The organism is Oikeobacillus pervagus (assembly GCF_030813365.1).
In the GTDB taxonomy this organism is placed as follows: Bacteria; Bacillota; Bacilli; order Bacillales; family DSM-23947; genus Oikeobacillus; species Oikeobacillus pervagus.
Genome location: NZ_JAUSUC010000022.1, coordinates 32,956 through 53,703 on the forward strand (window position 1 = coordinate 32,956; position 20,748 = coordinate 53,703).

19 protein-coding genes, 2 pseudogenes and 1 riboswitch are annotated in these 20,748 nt (G+C 38.3%); of the genes and pseudogenes, 2 read left to right on the forward strand and 19 right to left on the reverse strand.

Annotated features, from left to right (window positions below; all coding sequences use genetic code 11):
- Positions 1-498: 498 nt before the first annotated feature.
- From J2S13_RS09795 to J2S13_RS09815, 5 genes and pseudogenes are all read right to left on the reverse strand, one after another.
- A pseudogene (locus J2S13_RS09795) lies at positions 499-1,272 on the reverse strand (UvrD-helicase domain-containing protein); the annotation flags it as partial.
- Between the two features lie 25 nt (positions 1,273-1,297).
- Positions 1,298-2,002 (reverse strand): heptaprenylglyceryl phosphate synthase, encoded by a 705-nt coding sequence (gene pcrB, locus J2S13_RS09800; protein ID WP_307257568.1) that lies wholly within the window; start codon positions 2,000-2,002, stop codon positions 1,298-1,300.
- A gap of 177 nt (positions 2,003-2,179) precedes the next feature.
- Complete coding sequence (locus J2S13_RS09805) at positions 2,180-2,482, reverse strand: YerC/YecD family TrpR-related protein (protein ID WP_307257569.1); 303 nt, start codon at positions 2,480-2,482, stop codon at positions 2,180-2,182.
- Positions 2,483-2,508: 26 nt separating this feature from the next.
- Entirely contained in the window at positions 2,509-3,534 is a 1,026-nt protein-coding gene (locus tag J2S13_RS09810) for a DUF3048 domain-containing protein (RefSeq protein ID WP_307257570.1), read from the reverse strand.
- A 321-nt stretch (positions 3,535-3,855) separates the two neighbouring features.
- Entirely contained in the window at positions 3,856-5,595 is a 1,740-nt protein-coding gene (locus tag J2S13_RS09815) for an adenine deaminase C-terminal domain-containing protein (protein WP_307257571.1), read from the reverse strand.
- A gap of 129 nt (positions 5,596-5,724) precedes the next feature.
- Between J2S13_RS09815 and J2S13_RS09820 the strand changes: the two genes are divergently transcribed.
- Positions 5,725-5,997: a YgaP family membrane protein gene (locus J2S13_RS09820; RefSeq protein WP_307257572.1), complete on the forward strand. Its 273-nt coding sequence runs from the start codon at positions 5,725-5,727 to the stop codon at positions 5,995-5,997.
- A gap of 71 nt (positions 5,998-6,068) precedes the next feature.
- Positions 6,069-6,182 (forward strand): EYxxD motif small membrane protein, encoded by a 114-nt coding sequence (locus J2S13_RS16900; protein WP_370874013.1) that lies wholly within the window; start codon positions 6,069-6,071, stop codon positions 6,180-6,182.
- On the opposite strand, the gene purD is transcribed toward J2S13_RS16900, so the two are convergent.
- The 14 genes and pseudogenes from purD to J2S13_RS09890 form a co-directional block, all read right to left on the reverse strand.
- Entirely contained in the window at positions 6,160-7,428 is a 1,269-nt protein-coding gene (gene purD / locus J2S13_RS09825; RefSeq protein WP_307257573.1) for a phosphoribosylamine--glycine ligase, read from the reverse strand. The two genes, J2S13_RS16900 and purD, sit on opposite strands and share 23 nt — an antisense overlap.
- Before the next feature lie 352 nt (positions 7,429-7,780).
- Complete coding sequence (gene purH, locus J2S13_RS09830; RefSeq protein WP_307257574.1) at positions 7,781-9,316, reverse strand: bifunctional phosphoribosylaminoimidazolecarboxamide formyltransferase/IMP cyclohydrolase; 1,536 nt, start codon at positions 9,314-9,316, stop codon at positions 7,781-7,783.
- Positions 9,313-9,915, reverse strand: coding sequence for a phosphoribosylglycinamide formyltransferase (purN, locus tag J2S13_RS09835; protein WP_307257575.1), 603 nt, complete (start codon positions 9,913-9,915; stop codon positions 9,313-9,315). The genes purH and purN overlap by 4 nt, the downstream gene beginning before the upstream one ends.
- Positions 9,916-10,016: 101 nt before the next feature.
- Positions 10,017-11,054 carry a phosphoribosylformylglycinamidine cyclo-ligase gene (purM, locus tag J2S13_RS09840; RefSeq protein ID WP_307257576.1) on the reverse strand — a complete coding sequence of 346 codons (1,038 nt, stop codon included), beginning with the start codon at positions 11,052-11,054 and terminating at the stop codon, positions 10,017-10,019.
- A 265-nt stretch (positions 11,055-11,319) separates the two neighbouring features.
- Positions 11,320-12,738: an amidophosphoribosyltransferase gene (gene purF, locus J2S13_RS09845; protein WP_307257577.1), complete on the reverse strand. Its 1,419-nt coding sequence runs from the start codon at positions 12,736-12,738 to the stop codon at positions 11,320-11,322.
- A complete protein-coding gene (purL, locus tag J2S13_RS09850) occupies positions 12,714-14,942 on the reverse strand; it encodes a phosphoribosylformylglycinamidine synthase subunit PurL (RefSeq protein ID WP_307257578.1) in 2,229 nt (742 codons plus the stop codon). Before purL ends, purF begins: the two co-directional genes overlap by 25 nt.
- The gene (purQ, locus tag J2S13_RS09855; protein WP_307257579.1) at positions 14,926-15,609 is read right to left on the reverse strand and encodes a phosphoribosylformylglycinamidine synthase subunit PurQ; all 684 of its coding nucleotides are present in this window, start codon (positions 15,607-15,609) and stop codon (positions 14,926-14,928) included. The genes purL and purQ overlap by 17 nt, the downstream gene beginning before the upstream one ends.
- Positions 15,606-15,860, reverse strand: coding sequence for a phosphoribosylformylglycinamidine synthase subunit PurS (gene purS / locus J2S13_RS09860; RefSeq protein WP_307257580.1), 255 nt, complete (start codon positions 15,858-15,860; stop codon positions 15,606-15,608). The genes purQ and purS overlap by 4 nt, the downstream gene beginning before the upstream one ends.
- The gene (purC, locus tag J2S13_RS09865) at positions 15,848-16,573 is read right to left on the reverse strand and encodes a phosphoribosylaminoimidazolesuccinocarboxamide synthase (RefSeq protein WP_307257581.1); all 726 of its coding nucleotides are present in this window, start codon (positions 16,571-16,573) and stop codon (positions 15,848-15,850) included. The genes purS and purC overlap by 13 nt, the downstream gene beginning before the upstream one ends.
- A 111-nt stretch (positions 16,574-16,684) precedes the next feature.
- Positions 16,685-17,977 carry an adenylosuccinate lyase gene (purB, locus tag J2S13_RS09870; RefSeq protein WP_307257582.1) on the reverse strand — a complete coding sequence of 431 codons (1,293 nt, stop codon included), beginning with the start codon at positions 17,975-17,977 and terminating at the stop codon, positions 16,685-16,687.
- A 27-nt stretch (positions 17,978-18,004) separates the two neighbouring features.
- On the reverse strand, positions 18,005-19,132 hold the full coding sequence (purK, locus tag J2S13_RS09875; RefSeq protein WP_307257583.1) for a 5-(carboxyamino)imidazole ribonucleotide synthase: 1,128 nt from the start codon (positions 19,130-19,132) through the stop codon (positions 18,005-18,007).
- Entirely contained in the window at positions 19,125-19,613 is a 489-nt protein-coding gene (purE, locus tag J2S13_RS09880; RefSeq protein WP_307257584.1) for a 5-(carboxyamino)imidazole ribonucleotide mutase, read from the reverse strand. Before purE ends, purK begins: the two co-directional genes overlap by 8 nt.
- A gap of 174 nt (positions 19,614-19,787) precedes the next feature.
- Positions 19,788-19,887, reverse strand: a riboswitch (purine riboswitch).
- A 79-nt stretch (positions 19,888-19,966) separates the two neighbouring features.
- A complete protein-coding gene (locus tag J2S13_RS09885; protein ID WP_307257585.1) occupies positions 19,967-20,164 on the reverse strand; it encodes an NETI motif-containing protein in 198 nt (65 codons plus the stop codon).
- A pseudogene (locus J2S13_RS09890) lies at positions 20,161-20,361 on the reverse strand (DUF2179 domain-containing protein); the annotation flags it as partial. The pseudogene J2S13_RS09890 and the gene J2S13_RS09885, both read right to left, overlap by 4 nt.
- Positions 20,362-20,748: the final 387 nt, after the last annotated feature.

Below are 20,748 nucleotides of genomic sequence, written 5' to 3' on the forward strand. Positions count from 1 at the left end.
TCCGACTTAGAATTTATCACCTTAATGGCATTTCGCATAGCTAATTCTTTAGCGTTCCAACTTAGGTAATCCCCATTTAGTACATTACAGTTTGGCTCAATAAGTGATCGGAAGGAACGTTCGACCTTTTCTTGTTTCTACAAGCGCGTCAATCCTTTTCTGAGAACACAAGGAATTAGTATCAATTTATTACTATTCCTCATCCGTATCCGAAACCATTTATTTCGTCTACGAGGATTGATATTAGGTGTCAGATAGATTTCCTAACAGGCGATCATACTCCCGCTCAGTCTATTCTTCAAGCAGTTTAGCCTTCTTCCTTATACTTATCTTTTATATCTCGCCATTCAGTCGCAACTTTCATACCTCAGTTGACTTATGACTTTACAGACATGCTACACTCCCTTTTTGGTTTCCCGCCAAGATAAGTCTGTTGATATATTAGCTGTTCTCTGCTAATTCACCGCCAATTGGTGAAAAACTGTAATGCCCTTATAGGCGCACAATTGACTGATCCGCATCCCCAACGACACATAAATTTTGAAAACGAGACGCAAGCATCTTCACAAGCATGTACTGAGCTCGGTTCGTATCTTGATATTCATCGATATGTATATATTGAAATTTCCGTTGGTAGTACTCTAATACTTCTGGTACTCGATCGAATAGTTGGATAGTTTTCATGATCAGGTCATCAAAATCTAGGGCTTGGTTTTTCCGCAGCCTTTTTTGATATTCTCCGTACACATCACTGACGACTTGTTCGTAATAACTTCCTATTGTTTTCGAAAATTGCTCTGGACTAATTAATTCATTCTTTGCGGAACTAATCGAGCCTAAGATTGTACGTGGGTCAAATTTTTTCGGATCAATATTTTTATCTTTCAATATCGATTTAATGACGGATTGTTGGTCTGTAGAATCCAGGATTGTAAAATTACGATTAAAACCGATTCGGTCGATATCTCTTCGTAAAATTCGTACACACATGGAGTGGAATGTAGAAACCCATATTTCCTCTGCTGCTCCTCCCATGAGTTTTCCAATCCTCTCTTTCATTTCTCTAGAGGCTTTGTTCGTGAAAGTGATCGCTAATATATTGTAAGGATTTACCCCTTTCTCCACCATTAAATAAGCAATACGATGAGTTAATACTCTTGTTTTTCCCGATCCTGCCCCAGCCATGATGAGTAAGGGTCCGTCTGTTGTCTTCACAGCCTCTTTTTGTTCCTTGTTTAAACCGCTTAATAAGCGTTCGGTTAAGTATTGCATATTTTCACCACCTGAAATTTTATTTTTATTCTTTTTGTACTTGCATATTTTTTACAGCATCGACTGTTTTTAATGCTTCATTCAAATTCGTATATAATGAATTTCCTACGACAATCACATCTGCAAATTGTGCCATCTCTTTCGCTTGTTTTACAGTTTGAATTCCACCACCATAAAAGAAAGTCGTTTCTGATAATACATTACGTACTTTCTCAACAATTTCAGAGGAACCATATTTCCCACTGTATTCTAAATAAAAAATCGGAAGCCGGAACATTTTTTCTACCATCAAGGCATAGGCAATGATATCTTCCGAATCAAGTGCTGTTTGAGCTTCTGTTAATTGGGCCGCTTTACATTCTCCATTTGCAATGCAATAACCTTCAACCAAAATGGTATCCCAATCCATTAATTCTCCATATTCTTTCATCGCCTCATGATGAAGTCCTGCTACCCATTTTGTTTTTGGACTATTTAAAACGGATGGAATGAAATATAAATCAAACCCAGGAGTAATTGATTCCATATTAGAAATTTCAAGTACACAAGGGACAGTATATCGGCGGACCCTAGCCATTAAGTCTAGGACATTTTCTAATGTGACTCCATCCGTTCCTCCGATGATCACAGCGTCAGTGCCTGATTCACATATTTTTTCTAATGCTTCATCACTTAGTGGCTTATTGGGATCTAATTTAAACACATGGCGCCATTCCTGTACATCATACATCAACATCCCTCCTATTCATTCTCTCGCCATTACATCATTATAGCATTAGTTTTCCTTCCCTAAAAACCATATCCATGAGAGAGAAGATGCTTTCGTAAACAATAGGACGAATAATTTTTTTAAAAGAAAGGAAAGAAAAAAGGACCCCCTATTGGAATCCTTTTGGTATTCTTTAGATCATTTCGATTTCTCTTCCTTAATTCGATCAAGGACTAGCAGGTAGGCATCATTTCCAAAGTTTAAGCAACGTTTTACTCGGGAAATGGTAGCGGTACTAGCTCCCGTTTCCATTTCAATTTTATGATAGGTTTTTCCTTCATGAAGCATTCTTGCAACCTCTAATCTTTGCGCTAAAGACTGAATTTCATTTACCGTACAAAGATCATCAAAAAAGCGATAGCATTCTTCTAAATCTCGAAGTGAAAGAACCGCCTCAAAAAGTTGATCTAACCCTCTTCCACGCAATTTATCAATTTGCATAATTATTTTCGAACTCCTTTTAGTTTTTAATTATCAAACATAACTGCCTCATTCAATCCATGTGAAGACGGGATAATATGTATCCATGTTTTTCCTGGAACTAACCCCGCCGGCTTTCCATCTAAATAAGGGAGAATTCGTCCATTTACATTAGACCACTCAACTTTATTCATTACGCCTTTTTGAAATAAAAACCCTTCTCCGCCTTGAGTTAAGTCAATATCTAACCGACCTTCCTCATCAATAATTTGATGGTTTGTTTCCACAATAAAAATATTGGACAATTCTAGAGGCATTTTTGATTCTCGGTCGATCGTCTTTTCCTCTCCCGAAAATCTCTCATATACATTCTTTTCAGGTATGTATTGATATTTTGATTGGAACTCAGGATGATTCGAATATGAAACACGGAATGATTCTGCCTTTTTCCCAGATAACGTCTCTAACTGTTCTTTCTTAAGGAAATATAATTCTGATGGCGGCTGATCAAGGACATATCCCTTTTCATTTGACCCCTGTTCCACTTTATCAAAAGAAATATAGGAATTGTGAGGAGCCTTTCGCGATGAGTCACGTTTAAATAAGGTGCCATCGTGCTGAATCCCGTTGATTTGATCAATCTCTCCTCTTCTTAACATCTCTTTTGCTTCTGGACTGTACCCGTGAGCAATAAAGATACTGTCATACCCTTTGGCAAGATCAATAAGGTAATCTCTAGCACTTCGAACAGGTCCTACTTGTTCAGGATGCTCACTTTGAAAAATCGCAAGAAACCTTGTCAGCTTTCCTTCGGCCGATACTTCATAAATGATATCTGCTTTATCTAATCCCGTCTGCGGGCGAGCTTTCACATGATTATTAATAACAACGGCAATCGCACGTTGATCGGGCTTTTTATTTGTTTTTAAACCTGTTAAAGGTGTGGTATAAAAGGCTTCTTCCTTCTCTTCTTTTGAATGGTGATTTTTCTTATTTTTTTCACTTTCCGCACTTTTTCCACAGCCTGAAAAAATTAATACAAACATACATATTAACAGCAGAATCTTCTTCATATATTTACTCCTATCCGAAAAAATCAATACGCTTGTCCAATCATCATAAGCTGTTTCTTTTTTCCATTAGAAAAGTATGATTTTCTATCGTCACAGTCGTTTGTAGGTGAATAGGAAGGTGTAGGAACAACAGAAATCGTTAAAACATCCTTACAACATAAACAACTGCCATAGAAAATGCCTATACATATTGGACATGACCGGCTCTCGCTGAAATCTTTCTCTGTTGAATGAACAATCACTTTTCCATTTTCCGTAAAAGGAAATATTCCATCATTGAGAGGCTCCACTCAATAATGGAATCATTGCTCCTTTATTATTTTAACGCATTATAGTTGGAAAGAGTATTGTTTTCTTCATTACATCGTACATTCCTTTAGGAGTAATGCGAATATATGGTAAATGTGTAGAGGATAGGAATAATAATGTGTAGATAGGATCTGAAAAACGGAAGCCACGTCCCATAATGAGCTCCTTCATTTTCTTCTCCTCTTCAATTAGTTCTACCATCGGTTTGTCGGACATTAAGCCAGCAACATGAAGAGGAATTTCATGAATGACTTCATTTTTTTCACATAAAACAATTCCGCCGCCGATTTCCTTCAGCCGATCAAAGGCATGCTTCATTTCCTTTTTACATTTCCCGATTAAAATAATATCACCAGTATTAGAAAAAGAAGAGGCAAGTCCTTGTACATTTGTTGCGAAACCTTTAATGGTCGAGTTAATTCTCCATTTCCCATGTCGATCTAGAAGCACTAAAAAGCTTTCATCATCATGATTTCCAAGATCCTCCACCGTAATATCCTTTTCGATGGAGTAAGGTTTTGTAATGACTGAATTCATTAATTTGATTCCAAATGGCATCGAAAACTGTAGGTCATCTGCCGTTAACTCCCAGTCTAAATGGAGAGGTCCCATGCCAAAGTTTCCCCATTGAATGGAAATGTTTTGTTTGATTTCCTGACTTTCTTTCCGCACCCATTGCCCTTTAGACAAGACCGCAACTGGACTTGGATTCATTTCATCCTTTAGAAAGTTAATATTCGCTACACGTCCAGGTGCAATGACCCCGTGAAGATGATCAATCCCATAATACTTCGCCACATTGTAACTTGCCATATGATAGGCATCAATGACTGGAATTTCGTGTTCAATCGCCTTTTGGATCATCCAGTCCAAAACACCCTTTTCATAAAAGGACGGGGTAGATCCATCCGTATTAAACATCATCATATCATATTGATCGATACCCATTTCTTTCATGTCCTTTAATAATACTTCTAAATCTGGTCGAATAGAGGAGTTTCTTAAAGAGACCATATAGCCTTGCATTAAACGTTTATAAACATCCTCCCCATTTAATGCCTCGTGATCTGCATCCACACCTAACAAAGTCATCTTTGTCAAAGTTTTTTCACTGGCACCAGGAAAATGCCCTTCAACCTTTTTACGTAAACGCTTTGCCTCTTGAATCCAATGAAGCATCATATCGTCACCATTTAGAAGCTTGGGCCATCCGGTAAGCTCTCCACCTTGAATCACTGCCTCATGTTCTAACCATGACTTCACTTCAGAATTAGAAAATATGTTCTCTTCATCCACTAGTTCTGTCTGTGAATCAAACCGACACCACCAATACATAGTAGCTGGAATATCCTTCAGTTCATTCAATAAAGAAAACGCTTTCTTTTTCTCTAATAATAAAAATAACATTAAGTTATCATTAATAACTGTTGTTGTCCCTGTTTGTGCTGCATATTCAGCAAGTGTTTGGGGATTATAAAGTTGAAACGGGTGAACATGAGGTTCTATATATCCTGGAACTAATGTATAGGGCTCACAATCCATGATCTCGCCAGATACTTTTTTAGGCATTTGATCACCGACATAAATAATTCGATCTTGGTAGATCCAAATGTTTGCTGTCATCCATTTTTTTAAAACAGAGTGTAAAAACCGAGCATTTTTTAAAACAAGTGTAGGGAAAACATCGCCATCTAAAACAGACACATGTGTTCTAAGTTGTTTACTTTTCCATCGATAACGTTGTGCTAACATATCCAATGCCTCCTAAAAAGGGCTCTCATTTCAATTTTTTAGGTTAGTTATTATAGTAACATATTTTATCTTGTAATTGAGAAAAGAATGAAAATAATTTTTTAAAAATTAGAAAGCGGAGGAAATTCTATGAAGGTTAAACCAAATATAGGGATCATAAATGCACTGATTCGAATTACATTAGGTCTCACCATTCTTGTATGGAGCACAGCAAAATATTCAAAAAGACCGACTTGTGATTCTTATTTACTTGTAGCACTTATGGGCGCTATGAAAGTAGGGGAAGGGATCCTACGTTATTGTCCTTTAACAGATGTGTACAAAAACCAAATGGAAACAACCAACTCGCAATCTGAGCAAACGCAATCCGAAGAGTCGAATTTATCGATTAATCCATCTTAAAAAATCAATTAAGTCGCAAGGTGTGGGCTTTGCCCACACCTTGCGTTAAAGAAAAAGGAGATGAATATCCCATGTTTTTAGAATATTTAACAGATATGTCTTTTGTTCTTGTTATGTTAATTGGAGGCATTATAGCGATTGGATATGCCTACTTCCGAAAGACTAGAAAGAAGCGCGTTCAATAGCCCGCTTTCCAATATCTTTACGGTAGAAAAAGTCGTCTGATTGGAAGTTCGCCATTTGCTCATAAACCTTTTGTTGTGCTTCTTTAATCGTGGCTCCTTCTGAGGCAACTAATAGTACTCGGCCACCATTTGAACATATTTGTCCATTTTCGTTCTTATATGTTCCTGCATGTAATACAGAAGCATCTGTTATTTCACTCAATCCTGTAATTTCCATTCCCTTTTCATATGCGTTTGGATAACCTTTCGCGGCCAAAACAACACCTAATACAGAGTTTTGCTTCCATTGTAATTGTGGATCTTGGTTCTTTAAGACATCTAAAAATACTTGAGCTAAATCTGATTGCAAACGCGGAAGGACCACTTGTGTCTCTGGATCACCAAAACGGGCATTAAATTCAATTGTTTTTGGTCCTTTTTCTGTTAACATTAACCCAGCAAAAATGACTCCAGTAAAAGGTCGTCCCTCTTCAACCATAGCCTTTGCGATAGGCTTTAATATTTTTTCAACAGACTGATCGATGATTTCTTGTGAAATATGTGGGATGGGTGAATAAGCTCCCATTCCCCCTGTATTTGGTCCTTGATCTTGATCATAAGCACGTTTATGATCTTGAGCAGCCTGCATTGGATAGACATTTTCCCCATTCACAAAGGCCATAAGAGAATATTCTTCCCCTTGTAAAAATTCCTCGATAACCACTTTCGATGATGCGTCACCAAATTTTTTCCCAACAAGCATTTCTTCAAGTGAACTCAATGCTTCCTCGACTGTCATGGCGACCGTTACGCCTTTCCCTGCTGCAAGGCCATCAGCTTTTAATACAATAGGTGCACCTTGTTCTTCAATATAATCCTTAGCTTGTTCATAAGAATCGAATGTTGCATAATGTGCAGTCGGAATATGATATTTCTCCATCATATCCTTCGAAAATGATTTACTGCCTTCCAAAATAGCCGCTTTTTCATTCGGACCAAAAACGACAAGGTCTCTTTCTTGGAAATAGTCCACAATCCCCGCTTCTAATGGGGCTTCCGGTCCAATAACCGTCAGATCAATCTTATTCTGTTTAGCAAAATCAGTAAGCTCTGCAAAGCTCATTTCATCAACATTAACAAGTGTGGCAACTTGAGCAATTCCTGCATTTCCAGGTGCACAAAATACCTCTTTAACAGATGGACTTTCTGCAAGCTTTTTACAAATAGCATGCTCCCTTCCACCACGACCAATAACAAGTACTTTCAAGCCATTTCACCTCTTATCATTTTGACAATTAAACAGGAGGCCATTGTGTGAAAAACGAATAAATGATTCCCTCACAATGGCTTCCAATAAAACATGATGTTCATGTTTGGTTCTTTATTAAGTTAATTAGGTTATAAAATGAAACTTTATTTAGTGCGAGGTTCTTCATCCCCGACTGAATATTAGTTAAACTTATCGGACCTTTAGGGGCCCGTGAATCCTCTACCTATCTTCTTTGTTTCCAAATCATTTTGAGGTGGAGGTTTTACTGCCCATTAAGGTGGGATAAAAATGACTAATCACCGATATTGTAACCTTTCACTTCAAAAAAACCTAATTTTGTGAAAAGATCTTAATGTTTAAAATGGCGGACTCCAGTAAATACCATCGCAATTCCATATTCATTCGCTTTTTTAATTGAATCCTCATCACGAATGGATCCACCTGGTTGAATGATTGCAGTGATTCCCGCTTGTGCCGCTGCTTCTACTGTATCATCCATTGGGAAAAAGGCATCGGAAGCTAAAGCCGCTCCTTTTGCTTTCTCACCCGCTTGTTCTAGCGCAATTTTTGCAGCACCAACGCGGTTCATTTGCCCTGCACCAACCCCTAGAGTCATTTCATTATTAGTAACAACAATCGCGTTTGATTTAACATGCTTCACTACTTTCCAACCAAGTTTCATGGCATCCCATTCTTCAGCGGTTGGTTCACGATCTGTTGCGACCTTCAATTCCGCATTATCTAATGAATACGTATCAAGATCCTGCATTAATAATCCACCTTCAACAGATGTTAGGACTCTTTCTGCTTTCCCTTGTTGATCAAATGGAACAGTAAGAAGGCGAATATTTTTCTTCGATGTTAAAACTTTTAGAGCTTCTTGTGTAAAAGAAGGAGCAATGACAATTTCTAAGAAAATTTCATGAAGAGATTCAGCAAGTTTGACATCTACTTCTCTATTTAAAGCGATAATTCCTCCAAAAATGGAGACCGGATCTGCTTTATACGCTCTTGCGTAAGCTTCCTCAATCGTACTAGCCGTACCAACACCACAAGGATTCATATGTTTAACTGCTACAGCTGCAGGGTCTTTGAATTCTTTTACAATTTGAAGGGCTGCATCCGCATCGCGAATATTATTGTACGATAATTCTTTCCCATGTAATTGTTTTGCACGAGCAATCGAAAATTCTGAACCAAGTGGCTTTTCATAGAATGAAGCTTTTTGATGTGGGTTTTCCCCATAGCGTAAAGATTGCTTCAATTCATATGTAAAGGTAACTCTTTCTGGTTGTTCTTCTCCAGCAAGATCTGTCATATATTGTGAAATTAAAGCATCATATGATGCCGTATGACGGAATACTTTGGCAGCTAATTTTCTGCGTGTTTCCAGACTAACTTCACCTGTTTCTTTCAGTTGTGTAATCACTTTTTCATAGTCTTGTGAATCGACTAAAACCGTTACATATTCATGATTTTTCGCTGCTGCACGAAGCATTGTTGGTCCGCCGATATCAATATTTTCAATGGCATCCTCTGGTGTTACATCGGGCTTTGCAATCGTTTGTTGGAATGGGTATAGATTCACACAAACGATATGAATAGGGGAAATATTTTGCTCTTCTAATTGTTTCTTATGATCTTCTTTATCATGTTTGGCAAGTAATCCCCCATGAATAAATGGGTGAAGTGTTTTTACACGTCCTTCTAAAATTTCTGGAAAACCAGTTACAGCTTCTACCCCAATGACTGGAACATTATTTTCCTCTAGTGCTTTTTTTGTGCCACCTGTAGATAGGATTTCATAACCTAATGCTACTAATTCCTTTGCAAAATCAACGATTCCACTTTTATCCGATACACTAATTAAGGCACGTTTCTTCATTTGTTTTGCTCCTCCTCTTTCTTAGAACGATCCAATTGTTGAATCATTTGATTCACCACTTGAGGGTAAAGACTATGTTCTACTTGTTGAATTTTCCCCTGCAAGGTTTCATGTGTGTCATCTGGTGTAATTTCGACTGCCTTTTGAGCAATAATCGGGCCAGTATCCATCCCTTCATCAACAAAGTGAATCGTAACACCTGTTATCTTTACTCCGGCTTTTAGAGCTTGACCGACCGCATCTTTACCAGGAAAAGATGGCAATAAAGATGGATGAATATTGACGATCCGATGAGAATAAGCTTCAAGAAGAGTAGGTCCAACTAATCTCATATACCCCGCTAAAACAATGAAATCCACATCTCTTTGTTGTAACTCGTTAATAATTTCTTTTTCAAAATCCGCTTTTGATGGATAATTTTTTGCTTGGAAAGTAAAGACAGGAATATGAAGTTCATTAGCTCTTTGAACGACAAAAGCATTTGGTTGGTCACAAACGACTAATTCAATTGTTCCTTCAATTAAACCGTTATTGACAGCTTCCGCCAACACTTGAAAGTTACTCCCATTTCCAGAGGCAAATACGGCAAACTTTTTCATGATATCCTCCACTTTAAAAAACTTATCGAACCATTTCCTTTCCCACCCAGTCCTCAAATCAATCAAGTTAAAGGTGAAGCCCGTTTCCTTTAAAGACAAGATTAGAATGAACGTTTGGAAAAGGTAAGTCCCTCTTCATTTTTTACGGTTCCAATTTTATATGCCTGTTCTCCTAAATCAGAAAGTTTCTGTAATACTTGATCCGCCTCATTAGGTGACACAATCATGACGAACCCGATTCCCATATTGAAGACATTATACATTTCACTTCGTTCTAATTTTCCGTATTTCTCTAACACATTGAAAATAGCAGGTATTTCCCAGCTGCCCTCTTCAATTTCAGCTCCAAAACCACTTGGCAATCCTCTAGGAATGTTTTCAATAAAGCCCCCACCTGTAATATGAGCCATTCCTTTAACATCAAAGTTTTTGATGATTTCCAGTACAGGTTTCACATAAATTTTGGTCGGAGTAAGTAATACTTCTCCTAATGGCGCATCTAAACCTTCAACTTGTGAATCTACTTTAAAATCATTTTGTTCAAAGCAAATCTTTCTCACTAGTGAATACCCATTACTGTGAATTCCACTAGAGGCGATTCCAATGAGAACGTCGCCTTGTTCAATCCGATCGCCTGTGATCATTTTTGACTTTTCCCCAACACCAACAGTGAAGCCAGCAATATCATATTCCCCATTGTCATACATTCCAGGCATTTCAGCTGTTTCTCCACCAATTAACCCACAATTGGCTTGTTCACAACCATCTGCTACCCCTTTGACAATTTGTTCGATTTTAGCAGGCTCTGCATGACCGCAGGCAATATAGTCTAGAAAGAAAATAGGCTCTGCACCTTGAACTACAACATCGTTCACACACATAGCCACACAATCAATCCCTATGGTATCGTGCTTATCCATCATAAATGCCAATTTCAGTTTTGTACCGACTCCATCCGTTCCAGACACTAAGACAGGCTCGCGCACATTTAATTGGGATAAATCAAACATTCCTCCAAAACTCCCGATTGATCCCATTACTCCTAGACGCTTCGTTCGTTCAACATGTTTTTTCATACGTTCAACTGCTTCGTATCCCGCTTCGATATTTACTCCAGCTGATTCATAAGCCTTTGACATGAATGGTCCTCCTACTTTATAGTTCATTCTTATATTTTGGAACAGCTCGTCTCTTCTAAAAAAAGCTGTTTTTCTAATGGCTTCTTTAGAAAGCATCACCACTATTATGAGGTAGAAAGATTTAAACGTTAGTATGGACAATGGGCGAATTACCATTGCCCCAAATCCCGCATGAATCTTTCCACCTCAAGTGGTGAACAAAGAGAGCCTCACTTTGTTCTAAAGTTTATGAAAACATTCTTACAATATATCATCCACACCATTTTTATGATTTTACCGTTTTGGATTGGTCATTTTCCGCTGGATAAATTTCGGTTGGATACTTTCCAGAGAAACATGCTAAACATTGTCCACAGTTAGAATCTGTACTTTCACGACCAATGGCCTTTAACAGCCCTTCTTCGCTTAAAAATGTTAAGGAGTCCGCCCCAATAATTTCACATAACTCTTCCGGTGAATGGAAAGCAGAGATTAATTCCTCTTGAGTCGAAGTATCAATTCCATAAAAACAAGGATGCTTAATTGGCGGTGAACTTATACATACATGGACTTCTTTTGCTCCCGCTTCTTTTAATAGCTTGACAATACGTTTACTTGTTGTACCACGTACAATCGAATCATCGACCATAATGACCCGTTTCCCTTCGACTACTTTTCGAACAGGAGAAAGTTTCATTTTGACCCCTTGTTCACGCATTTCCTGAGTAGGTTGAATGAAGGTACGGCCCACATATCGGTTTTTAATTAATCCCATCTCATAGGGAATTCCTGATTCTTCCGCAAATCCAATAGCAGCAGAAATACTTGAATCTGGCACACCTGTCACAACATCCGCTTCAATATTCGTTTCTTTAGCAAGTTGTTTACCAAGACGTTTTCTGGCACTATGAACATTTATTCCATTAATATCACTATCTGGGCGGGAAAAATAAATATATTCCATCGAACACATCGCCTGATTTGTTGGGGTAGCGAAACGTTCAGAATGGAGTCCCTCCTGATTGATCACAACTAATTCTCCTGGCTCTACATCACGGAGATATTCTGCGCCAATTAAATCAAACGCACATGTTTCAGATGCGATGACATAAGCATCTCCAAGACGAGCTAAGGATAATGGACGCATTCCGTTCGGATCGAGAGCAACCATTAATTCAGTTTCAGTCATGACAAGGAAAGCATAAGCCCCTTTCAACATAGGAAGGGCATATTTCACTTTGTCTTTCATGGAAGTAAAGCCACTTTTTCGAATCAAATGGGCAAGTACTTCTGTATCTGAAGTTGTTTGGAAAATGCTCCCTTGGCTTTCAAGTTGACGTCTTAGCTGTGATGCATTCACTAGGTTTCCATTATGAGCTAAGGCTAGGCTACCGGTTTGCGAATGAAAGAGGAGGGGTTGAATATTTTCGAACCCTCCACCACCAGCTGTGGTGTAACGAACATGACCAATCGCACCCGTACCCGTTAAATCATTTAATTTTTCTCCATCAAAAACTTCATTTACAAGGCCATGCCCCTTAGTCCCCTTCAATCTTTCACCATCAGTGACGACAATTCCTGCACCTTCTTGTCCACGATGTTGTAGACTATGGAGTCCGTAATAGGTCATCTGCGCTGCATTTGAATGGCCCCATATTCCAAATACGCCACATTCCTCGTTTAATCCCTTGATTTCAGCAAGCATGGGATAGCTCCTTTCCAAGCATGTTCAAGCTCTTCAACTTTTGCTGTTAATACTGCACAAGCTTTGGAATCCTGAATGTTTAACGTTCGATCTGCTGTCGTTTTCCCAATTAAAACTGCCTCTTGTACGATTTTTTCAAATGCTTCTTTCGCTTCTGGTTTAACGGATAAAATAAAGCGAGATTGTGTTTCACTGAATAATTCAGTTGTTAATTCTCCAGAAACTGAAACTTCTGCACCTAATTCTGTACCCATTAAACATTCTGCTAAAGCAACGGCGAAACCACCTTCAGAAATATCATGAGCAGATTGAACAACTCCCTGTTGAATCGCTTTTAGGATAGCTTGTTGTCTGTTGGCTTCAACAGTTAAATCGATGGCTGGGGCTTTTCCGTAAATATCCCCTTTTACAAGCTTTTGTAATTCGCTTCCACCAAATTCATTTTCAGCTTTTCCTAGGACATAAATATAGTCGCCTTCTTGTTTAAAGCTTTGTGTTGTAATATGTTGTAAGTCTTTTACTAAACCGACCATTCCAATGATTGGTGTAGGGTAAATAGCTGTTCCGTTCGTTTCATTGTAAAGTGAAACATTTCCCCCAATTACTGGGGAATTTAATGCTAAGCAAGCGGCACTAATCCCATCAGCCGACTTCTCTAATTGCCAGAAAATTTCTGGATTTTCAGGACTTCCATAGTTTAATCCGTCTGTGATAGCAATAGGCTCTCCACCTGAACAAACAACGTTTCTGGCAGCTTCTGCTACAGCGATTTTCCCACCTGTTTCAGGATCTAAATATAGATAACGAGAATTACAATCCGTTGTGATCGCAAGAGCTTTATTCGTTCCACGGACACGGACAACCGCAGCATCAGATCCAGGAGAAACGACTGTGTTTGTTCTCACTTGATGATCGTATTGTTCATAGACCCATTCTTTACTTGAAATCGTAGGTTGTGATAATAGCTGAACCAATGTTTCTTTATAATCAGAGACATTCGGAACTTCATTTTCCATTGATTGGAAATTTCTGAAGTATTCAGGTTCTTTTGATGGTTTATGATAAACAGGTGCATCTTCTGCAAGAGCATCAACAGGAACATCTGCTACCACTTCTCCTTTATGGATTAAGCGAAGCATTTTATCATCTGTAACGTGTCCGATCGCTGCTGCTTCTAATCCATATTTAGAAAAGAGGTCATTAATTTCTTGCTCACGGCCTTTTTCAACGACAATTAACATCCGTTCTTGTGACTCAGAAAGCATCATTTCATAAGGTGTCATACCCGTCTCACGTTGAGGAACTAAATCAAGGTTCATTTCAATTCCTGAACCCGCTTTGCTGGCCATTTCAGCAGAAGAACTCGTTAAGCCTGCAGCACCCATATCTTGAATTCCAACAAGTGCATCCGATTTTACTAGTTCTAAACAAGCTTCAAGAAGGAGTTTTTCCATGAACGGGTCACCAACTTGAACAGCTGGACGCTTTTCATCAGACTCTTCACTTAATTCTTCAGAAGCAAAAGTCGCTCCATGAATGCCATCACGGCCTGTCTTGGCACCCACATACATAACCGTGTTGCCAACTCCTTTTGCTTGTCCCTTCTTAATATCCTCATGATTAATTAGGCCAACACACATCGCATTGACAAGTGGATTTCCATCATAGGAAGAATCAAATTGTACCTCCCCACCCACTGTTGGAATTCCGATACAGTTTCCATATCCAGCAATCCCCGCAACTACTTCTTCGAATAAATATTTCACTCTAGGAGTCGTTAGTTCTCCGAATCGAAGAGAGTTTAATACGGCAATTGGACGCGCTCCCATTGAGAACACATCACGGATAATTCCCCCTACTCCTGTTGCTGCTCCTTGGTATGGTTCAATAGCTGAAGGGTGATTATGACTTTCAATTTTGAAAACAACTGCTTGATTGTCACCGATATCGACAATGCCCGCTCCTTCTCCAGGTCCTTGCAGTACTCTTTCACCCTTTGTTGGGAATTTTCTTAAGACTGGCTTTGAGTTTTTATAACTACAATGCTCTGACCACATGACGGCGAATAGCCCTGTTTCTGTGTAATTTGGCAGACGTCCAAGAATGGATTCGGCCTTTGCAAATTCCTCGTCAGTTAATCCCATTTCACGATAAATCTTATTTTCTTTAATTTCTGTTGGATTTGGCTCAAGCATTAACGACATAGGATTCCCTCCAGTGTTTCACAATTGATTGAAATAATTTTAAACCGTCACTGCTTCCTAAAAGATCATCTACCGCTCTCTCAGGATGTGGCATCATTCCGAGAACATTCCCTTTCTCATTTGTAATGCCTGCAATGTTCTCAATACTTCCATTAGGGTTGTTCTCATAAGTAAAAGCAATTTGTCCGTTCTCTTTTAAACGTTGCAATGTCTCATCATCACAGTAGTAATTCCCTTCCCCATGGGCAACAGGAATCGTAATAGCTTCTCCCTTGTCATACTCTGTTGTGAACATTGTTTCATTGTTTTCGACAATTAATTGAACAGGTTTACAAATAAATTTTAAGTTTTCATTGCGTCTCATCGCACCTGGTAATAAACCCGTTTCTAATAAAATCTGAAAACCATTACATACACCTAAAACTGGCTTTCCTGCCTCCGCTGCTTTCACAACCTCTTTCATGACGTTTGAAAAGCGAGCAATAGCCCCCGTACGAAGGTAATCACCGTAAGAGAAACCACCAGGTAATAATACGCCATCAAAACGACTCAAATCATCAGCATCGTGCCAAACGTACTCGACCTCTTCACCCAATTCATCTTGAATTGCGTGAAACATATCGACATCACAGTTGGAACCTGGAAAAACAATCACTGCGAATTTCACTGAACAACACCCTCCTCAATTTCAAAACGGTAGTCTTCAATCACAGGATTAGCTAATAATTTTTCACACATCTCTTTGACAACTTTTTCAACATTTTCAGTCTTTTCATCAAGGAAAAGCTCCATATATTTACCAATTCTAACCTCTTCTACAGTTCCATATCCCAAACTGTGTAGAGAACCTTTTACCGCTGCCCCTTGTGGATCTAATACACTTTCTCTTAACGTGACATAAACTTTTACTTTGTACATATTGATACTCCCCCTAATCTTTTTAAAATTTCTTCATAAGCTTCTAACAAATTACCTAAATCTCTTCGAAAAATATCTTTGTCCAGCTTTCTATTCGTATCTTTATCCCATAATCGACATGTGTCAGGTGAAATCTCATCTGCAAGAAGAATATTTCCATTTCCATCTTTTCCAAATTCCAGTTTAAAATCTATTAATTCAATATTGATTTGATTAAATAGATTTTTTAGAACATCATTGATTTTAAGCGCCTGTTCTTTTATCTCTTGAACTTCTTCCCTTGGGGCTATGTCCAATATTTCAATACGATCTTCTGTTATTAAGGGATCTCCAAGTTCATCACTTTTCAAATAAAGATCCACAATCGTTTGTTTAAGTCGTGTTCCTTCTTCTATTCCAAATGTTTTTGAAAAGCTTCCCGCTGCTATATTGCGAACAACCACTTCAAGAGGAATAATGCTCATCTGTTTGACAAGCTGCTCATGATCCGAAATTTGTTTAATAAAATGGGTTGGAATTCCTTTTTCATGTAATTTCATAAAAATCAAGCTACTAATTTGGTTGTTCAAACGTCCCTTCCCAGTGATTTCTGCTTTCTTTATTCCGTTAAATGCAGTTGCAGAATCCTTATATTCAACATGAACGACATCTTCTAGATTTGTTGAAAAAATTTTCTTTGCTTTACCTTCGTATAATAATGAGCCTTTTTCCATAAGTAGCTCCTCCAATTTTAAAGAATGGGAATGTTCTGCCTAAACTGAATAAAAATTAGTATTTTACTGTTTGAAAGAAGGAAGAAGAGCAATTGCCCCCCTCTACTTTTCTTATAGTCCTAGTCGTGAAAAGATCGTATCAACATGTTTTAAGTGATAATTGTAGTCAAAACAATCATCAATCTCGGCACTGGACAATTGATTCGTGATCTTCTCTTCTGCTTCAACTAGTTGTCGAAATGGAACTTGTGTCTCCCATGCTTCCATCGCTTTCGGTTGAACCGTGTCATAAGCTTCTTCACGTGTTAACCCTTTATCGATTAGAGCAAGTAGAACTCGTTGGGAGTAGATTAAACCTAATGTTCGATCCATATTACGTTTCATATTGTCTGGGAATACCGTTAAGTTTTTAACGATATTTCCGAATCGATTTAACATATAGTTCAGTGCAATCGTTGCATCTGGAAGAATAATACGCTCAGCTGATGAATGGGATATATCACGTTCATGCCAAAGCGGAACATTTTCATAGGCCGTCATCATATACCCACGAATGACCCGAGCCATCCCTGTCATATTTTCAGATCCAATCGGATTTCGTTTATGAGGCATTGCGGAAGAACCTTTTTGTCCTTTTGCAAAGAACTCCTCGACTTCACGCGTTTCGCTTTTTTGTAAACCGCGTATTTCGACGGCAAATTTCTCGATAGATGTCGCAATCAAGGCAATCGTTGCCATATAATGAGCGTGACGATCTCTTTGTAATGTTTGCGTTGAAATCGGGGCTGGTTGAATTCCAAGTTTCTCACAAACGTATTTTTCTACGAATGGATCAATATTAGCATACGTCCCGACAGCACCTGATATTTTGCCAAATTCAATCCCTTTAGCTGCCTGCTTGAAACGTTCTAAATTGCGTTTCATTTCTTCATACCAAAGTGCAAGTTTTAATCCAAAGGTTGTTGGCTCCGCATGTACTCCATGAGTTCTTCCCATCATGACGGTATATTTATGCTCTTTCGCTTTATTCCGAATAATTTCGATAAAGTTCTCCAAATCTCGCAGTAAAATTTCATTTGCTTGTTTGATTAAATAAGATAAAGCTGTATCTACTACATCAGTGGAAGTTAATCCATAATGGACCCATTTTCTTTCTTCACCTAAAGTTTCTGAAACAGCTCTCGTAAAAGCAACAACATCATGTCGTGTATCTTTTTCGATCTCTTTAATACGATCCACATCAAATCCAGCATTTTCACGAATTTTCTTTACATCTTCTTTCGGAATATCTCCAAGCTCAGCCCATGCCTCACAGGCGAGAATTTCTACTTCAAGCCATGCTTTAAAGCGATTTTCCTCTTTCCAAATCGCTCCCATTTCCGGACGTGTATAACGATCAATCATCGTTTGGTTCCTCCGATTCTATTCGACTTATTTATTCCAAATCCCACTATTGTCTACTTCATAAAGAGTTTCATTTATATTATTGGTTAAAATCGTGATATGTCCCATTTTTCTTTTCACTTTTGCTTCTGATTTTCCATATAAATGTACTGACCAATTAGGACGATCTTCAATCTGACTTATGACATTTTCGACATGTTCACCTAAAATATTCACCATTATAACCGGTTTTAAAAGATTTGTACTTTTTAACGGCCAATTACATACTGCACGAATATGTTGAGCAAATTGAGATGTTTCACATGCTTCGATAGAATAATGGCCTGAATTATGAGGTCTTGGTGCTAATTCATTAATATAAATCTCTCCATCGGCTCCAACAAACATCTCAACAGCTAATGTACCTACTAAATCAACAGCATCCGCAATTTTAGATGCAAGCTCAATTGCCTTTTCCCTCGTTGACTCAGAAATTCTTGCCGGAACAATGGTTTCATGAAGAATATTATCCACATGAATATTTTCACCGACAGGGAATATATTTATTTCTTTATTTGGATTTCTTGAGACGATGACGGAAATTTCCTTTTCAAAAGCAATCCATTTTTCCAAAACACATGCGCTATGTTTTAATAATTGAGAGGCTTCTTCAATGTCTTCTTCTGATTTAATGACAAATTGACCTTTTCCATCATATCCTCCTCTTGAAGTCTTCAAGACAGAAGGATAGCCAAGCGCTTGTATATGATCATAAATTTCTTGTTTTTCCTTAATTACAGCATAGGGTGCAACATCAACATCCGCTTTCGTTAACGCTTCTTTTTCCAAAATACGATCTTGAGTGATTTTAATGATCTCTGCACCTTGTGGAATATACGTCTTTTCACATAGCCATTTCAATGCATCATAATCGATATTTTCAAATTCAAAAGTGACGACATCACTGACCTCTGCTAAATGTAATAAAGCATCGCGATCATCGAAGCTCGCTGTAATTTCAATATCAGCCACTTGACCACATGGTGAATTTTCTGCTGGATCAAGAACGGCGATTTTGAATCCGGCTTCCTTTGCTGCTAACGCCATCATTCTACCTAATTGGCCACCACCGATGATTCCAATTGTTTCTCCAGGCATAATCATTTTTTTAGACAAGCTGATCACTACTCTCTAATACTTTATTTCGTAATTCCTCACGTCTAAGATTAAGTTTTTCGGCTAGCTCTGAATCCGCTATTGAAAGGATTTGTGCAGCTAATAGTCCTGCATTTGTTGCGCCGGCATTTCCAATAGCTACAGTAGCTACTGGTACACCACCTGGCATTTGAACGATAGACAATAAAGAATCGATCCCATTTAATGTTCTCGATTTCACTGGCACTCCTATGACAGGTAATGTTGTCTTCGCTGCAACCATTCCTGGTAAATGGGCTGCACCACCTGCACCAGCAATAATCACTTTGATTCCTCGTTCTCTTGCATTTTCAGCATATTCGAACATTAAATCAGGTGTACGATGGGCAGAAACGACTTTTTTTTCATATGGAACTTGCAATTCATCTAGTATTTCACAGGCAAGCTTCATCGTTTCCCAATCTGAAGTACTTCCCATAATCACTCCAACCTGTGCACTCAAAGATTATCCCTCCAGATTTATTTGTTAAAATGCAATATATATCTTAAAATTATCATTTACTTTAATCAAAATGATAATCTTTTTTTGGCAAAAATAAAAACCAGATAACAGCCTCCGGAAAGAAAGCAGTTATCTGGGTGTAATAGGCGGTAAAAAGCCTAAAGAAAGCTAATGACCAGATGCCACTTTCCTCATAGTCCATCATTTACGGTGATGGGTAGATACTCGCAGGCCGTATTCCCACTATTATATGAGGGTTTATGTTTTGAACATCTTCATCTTATCAAGTGACACTGAAAATTGTCAACATAAAATCGAACATTTAATATATTACCAAACTAAATGTTCGTATTTCATTCGTCTTTCTTCCCTTCAAATATTATTTTTCTTTTAATAGGGGTATAAATCGGTTTCCCGTTTGCCTTTTCCTCAAGAAAAATAGGCTTTTCAATCCTACGAATAGGAGTATACCCTTCCACCTTCATTCTTTCTAGACATTCATCAATCGTTTCATTTTCGCCCAATTCAAATGTTTTTTTGACTTTACTCATAGCAACTTTCCCTTTTTAACAGATTTAACCCAAAAGCCACCGTAAATCGTTTTCGGTTCATACGCAATAATAAACGCCTTTGGATCAAGTTCCTTTATAGTTGTGTATAATTTTAACTCATACTTTCACAGAGTCAATATTTCAATCGCCATTCAGTCCCCTTCAAACCCTATTGCAACCCATGTAGTAACAACATATCATTTTTTCGGGTGGTTCCTGGATTTTTTTGGATGGTGCCTGGCACCTGGAAAATTTAGATAAATGGGGGGATTTGCGTATTTCCCAGGATGATTTGCGTATTTCCCATGCACTTTTGCGCTACTTCTCCCTGGATATGCACTTATATTTTGGAATTTTGATTATTTCCAGGAATATATGCATATTTCCCAGACATATTTGCACTTCTTGGAGGACCTCTTGAATAATACATTTGGAATTTCCTGGATGGTGCCTGGCACCTGGATATTCATTCCATTCAAAGTGCACAACAAAAAAGAGAATAGCTATATCTCGCTATTCTCTCGTTTGCTTGGCAACGTCCTACTCTTGCAGGGGGACAGCCCCCAACTACCATCGGCGCTGAA

Coding starts and splice junctions, on each gene's coding strand:
- pcrB (WP_307257568.1), bottom strand. CDS start 2,002: ATGTATGATGTACAGGAATGGCGCCATGTGTTTAAATTAGATCCCAAT.
- J2S13_RS09805 (WP_307257569.1), bottom strand. CDS start 2,482: ATGCAAATTGATAAATTGCGTGGAAGAGGGTTAGATCAACTTTTTGAG.
- J2S13_RS09810 (WP_307257570.1), bottom strand. CDS start 3,534: ATGAAGAAGATTCTGCTGTTAATATGTATGTTTGTATTAATTTTTTCA.
- J2S13_RS09815 (WP_307257571.1), bottom strand. CDS start 5,595: ATGTTAGCACAACGTTATCGATGGAAAAGTAAACAACTTAGAACACAT.
- J2S13_RS09820 (WP_307257572.1), top strand. CDS start 5,725: ATGAAGGTTAAACCAAATATAGGGATCATAAATGCACTGATTCGAATT.
- J2S13_RS16900 (WP_370874013.1), top strand. CDS start 6,069: ATGTTTTTAGAATATTTAACAGATATGTCTTTTGTTCTTGTTATGTTA.
- purH (WP_307257574.1), bottom strand. CDS start 9,316: ATGAAGAAACGTGCCTTAATTAGTGTATCGGATAAAAGTGGAATCGTT.
- purN (WP_307257575.1), bottom strand. CDS start 9,915: ATGAAAAAGTTTGCCGTATTTGCCTCTGGAAATGGGAGTAACTTTCAA.
- purM (WP_307257576.1), bottom strand. CDS start 11,054: ATGTCAAAGGCTTATGAATCAGCTGGAGTAAATATCGAAGCGGGATAC.
- purF (WP_307257577.1), bottom strand. CDS start 12,738: ATGCTTGCTGAAATCAAGGGATTAAACGAGGAATGTGGCGTATTTGGA.
- purL (WP_307257578.1), bottom strand. CDS start 14,942: ATGTCGTTAATGCTTGAGCCAAATCCAACAGAAATTAAAGAAAATAAG.
- purS (WP_307257580.1), bottom strand. CDS start 15,860: ATGTACAAAGTAAAAGTTTATGTCACGTTAAGAGAAAGTGTATTAGAT.
- purC (WP_307257581.1), bottom strand. CDS start 16,573: ATGGAAAAAGGCTCATTATTATACGAAGGTAAAGCAAAGAAAATTTTT.
- purB (WP_307257582.1), bottom strand. CDS start 17,977: ATGATTGATCGTTATACACGTCCGGAAATGGGAGCGATTTGGAAAGAG.
- J2S13_RS09885 (WP_307257585.1), bottom strand. CDS start 20,164: ATGAGTAAAGTCAAAAAAACATTTGAATTGGGCGAAAATGAAACGATT.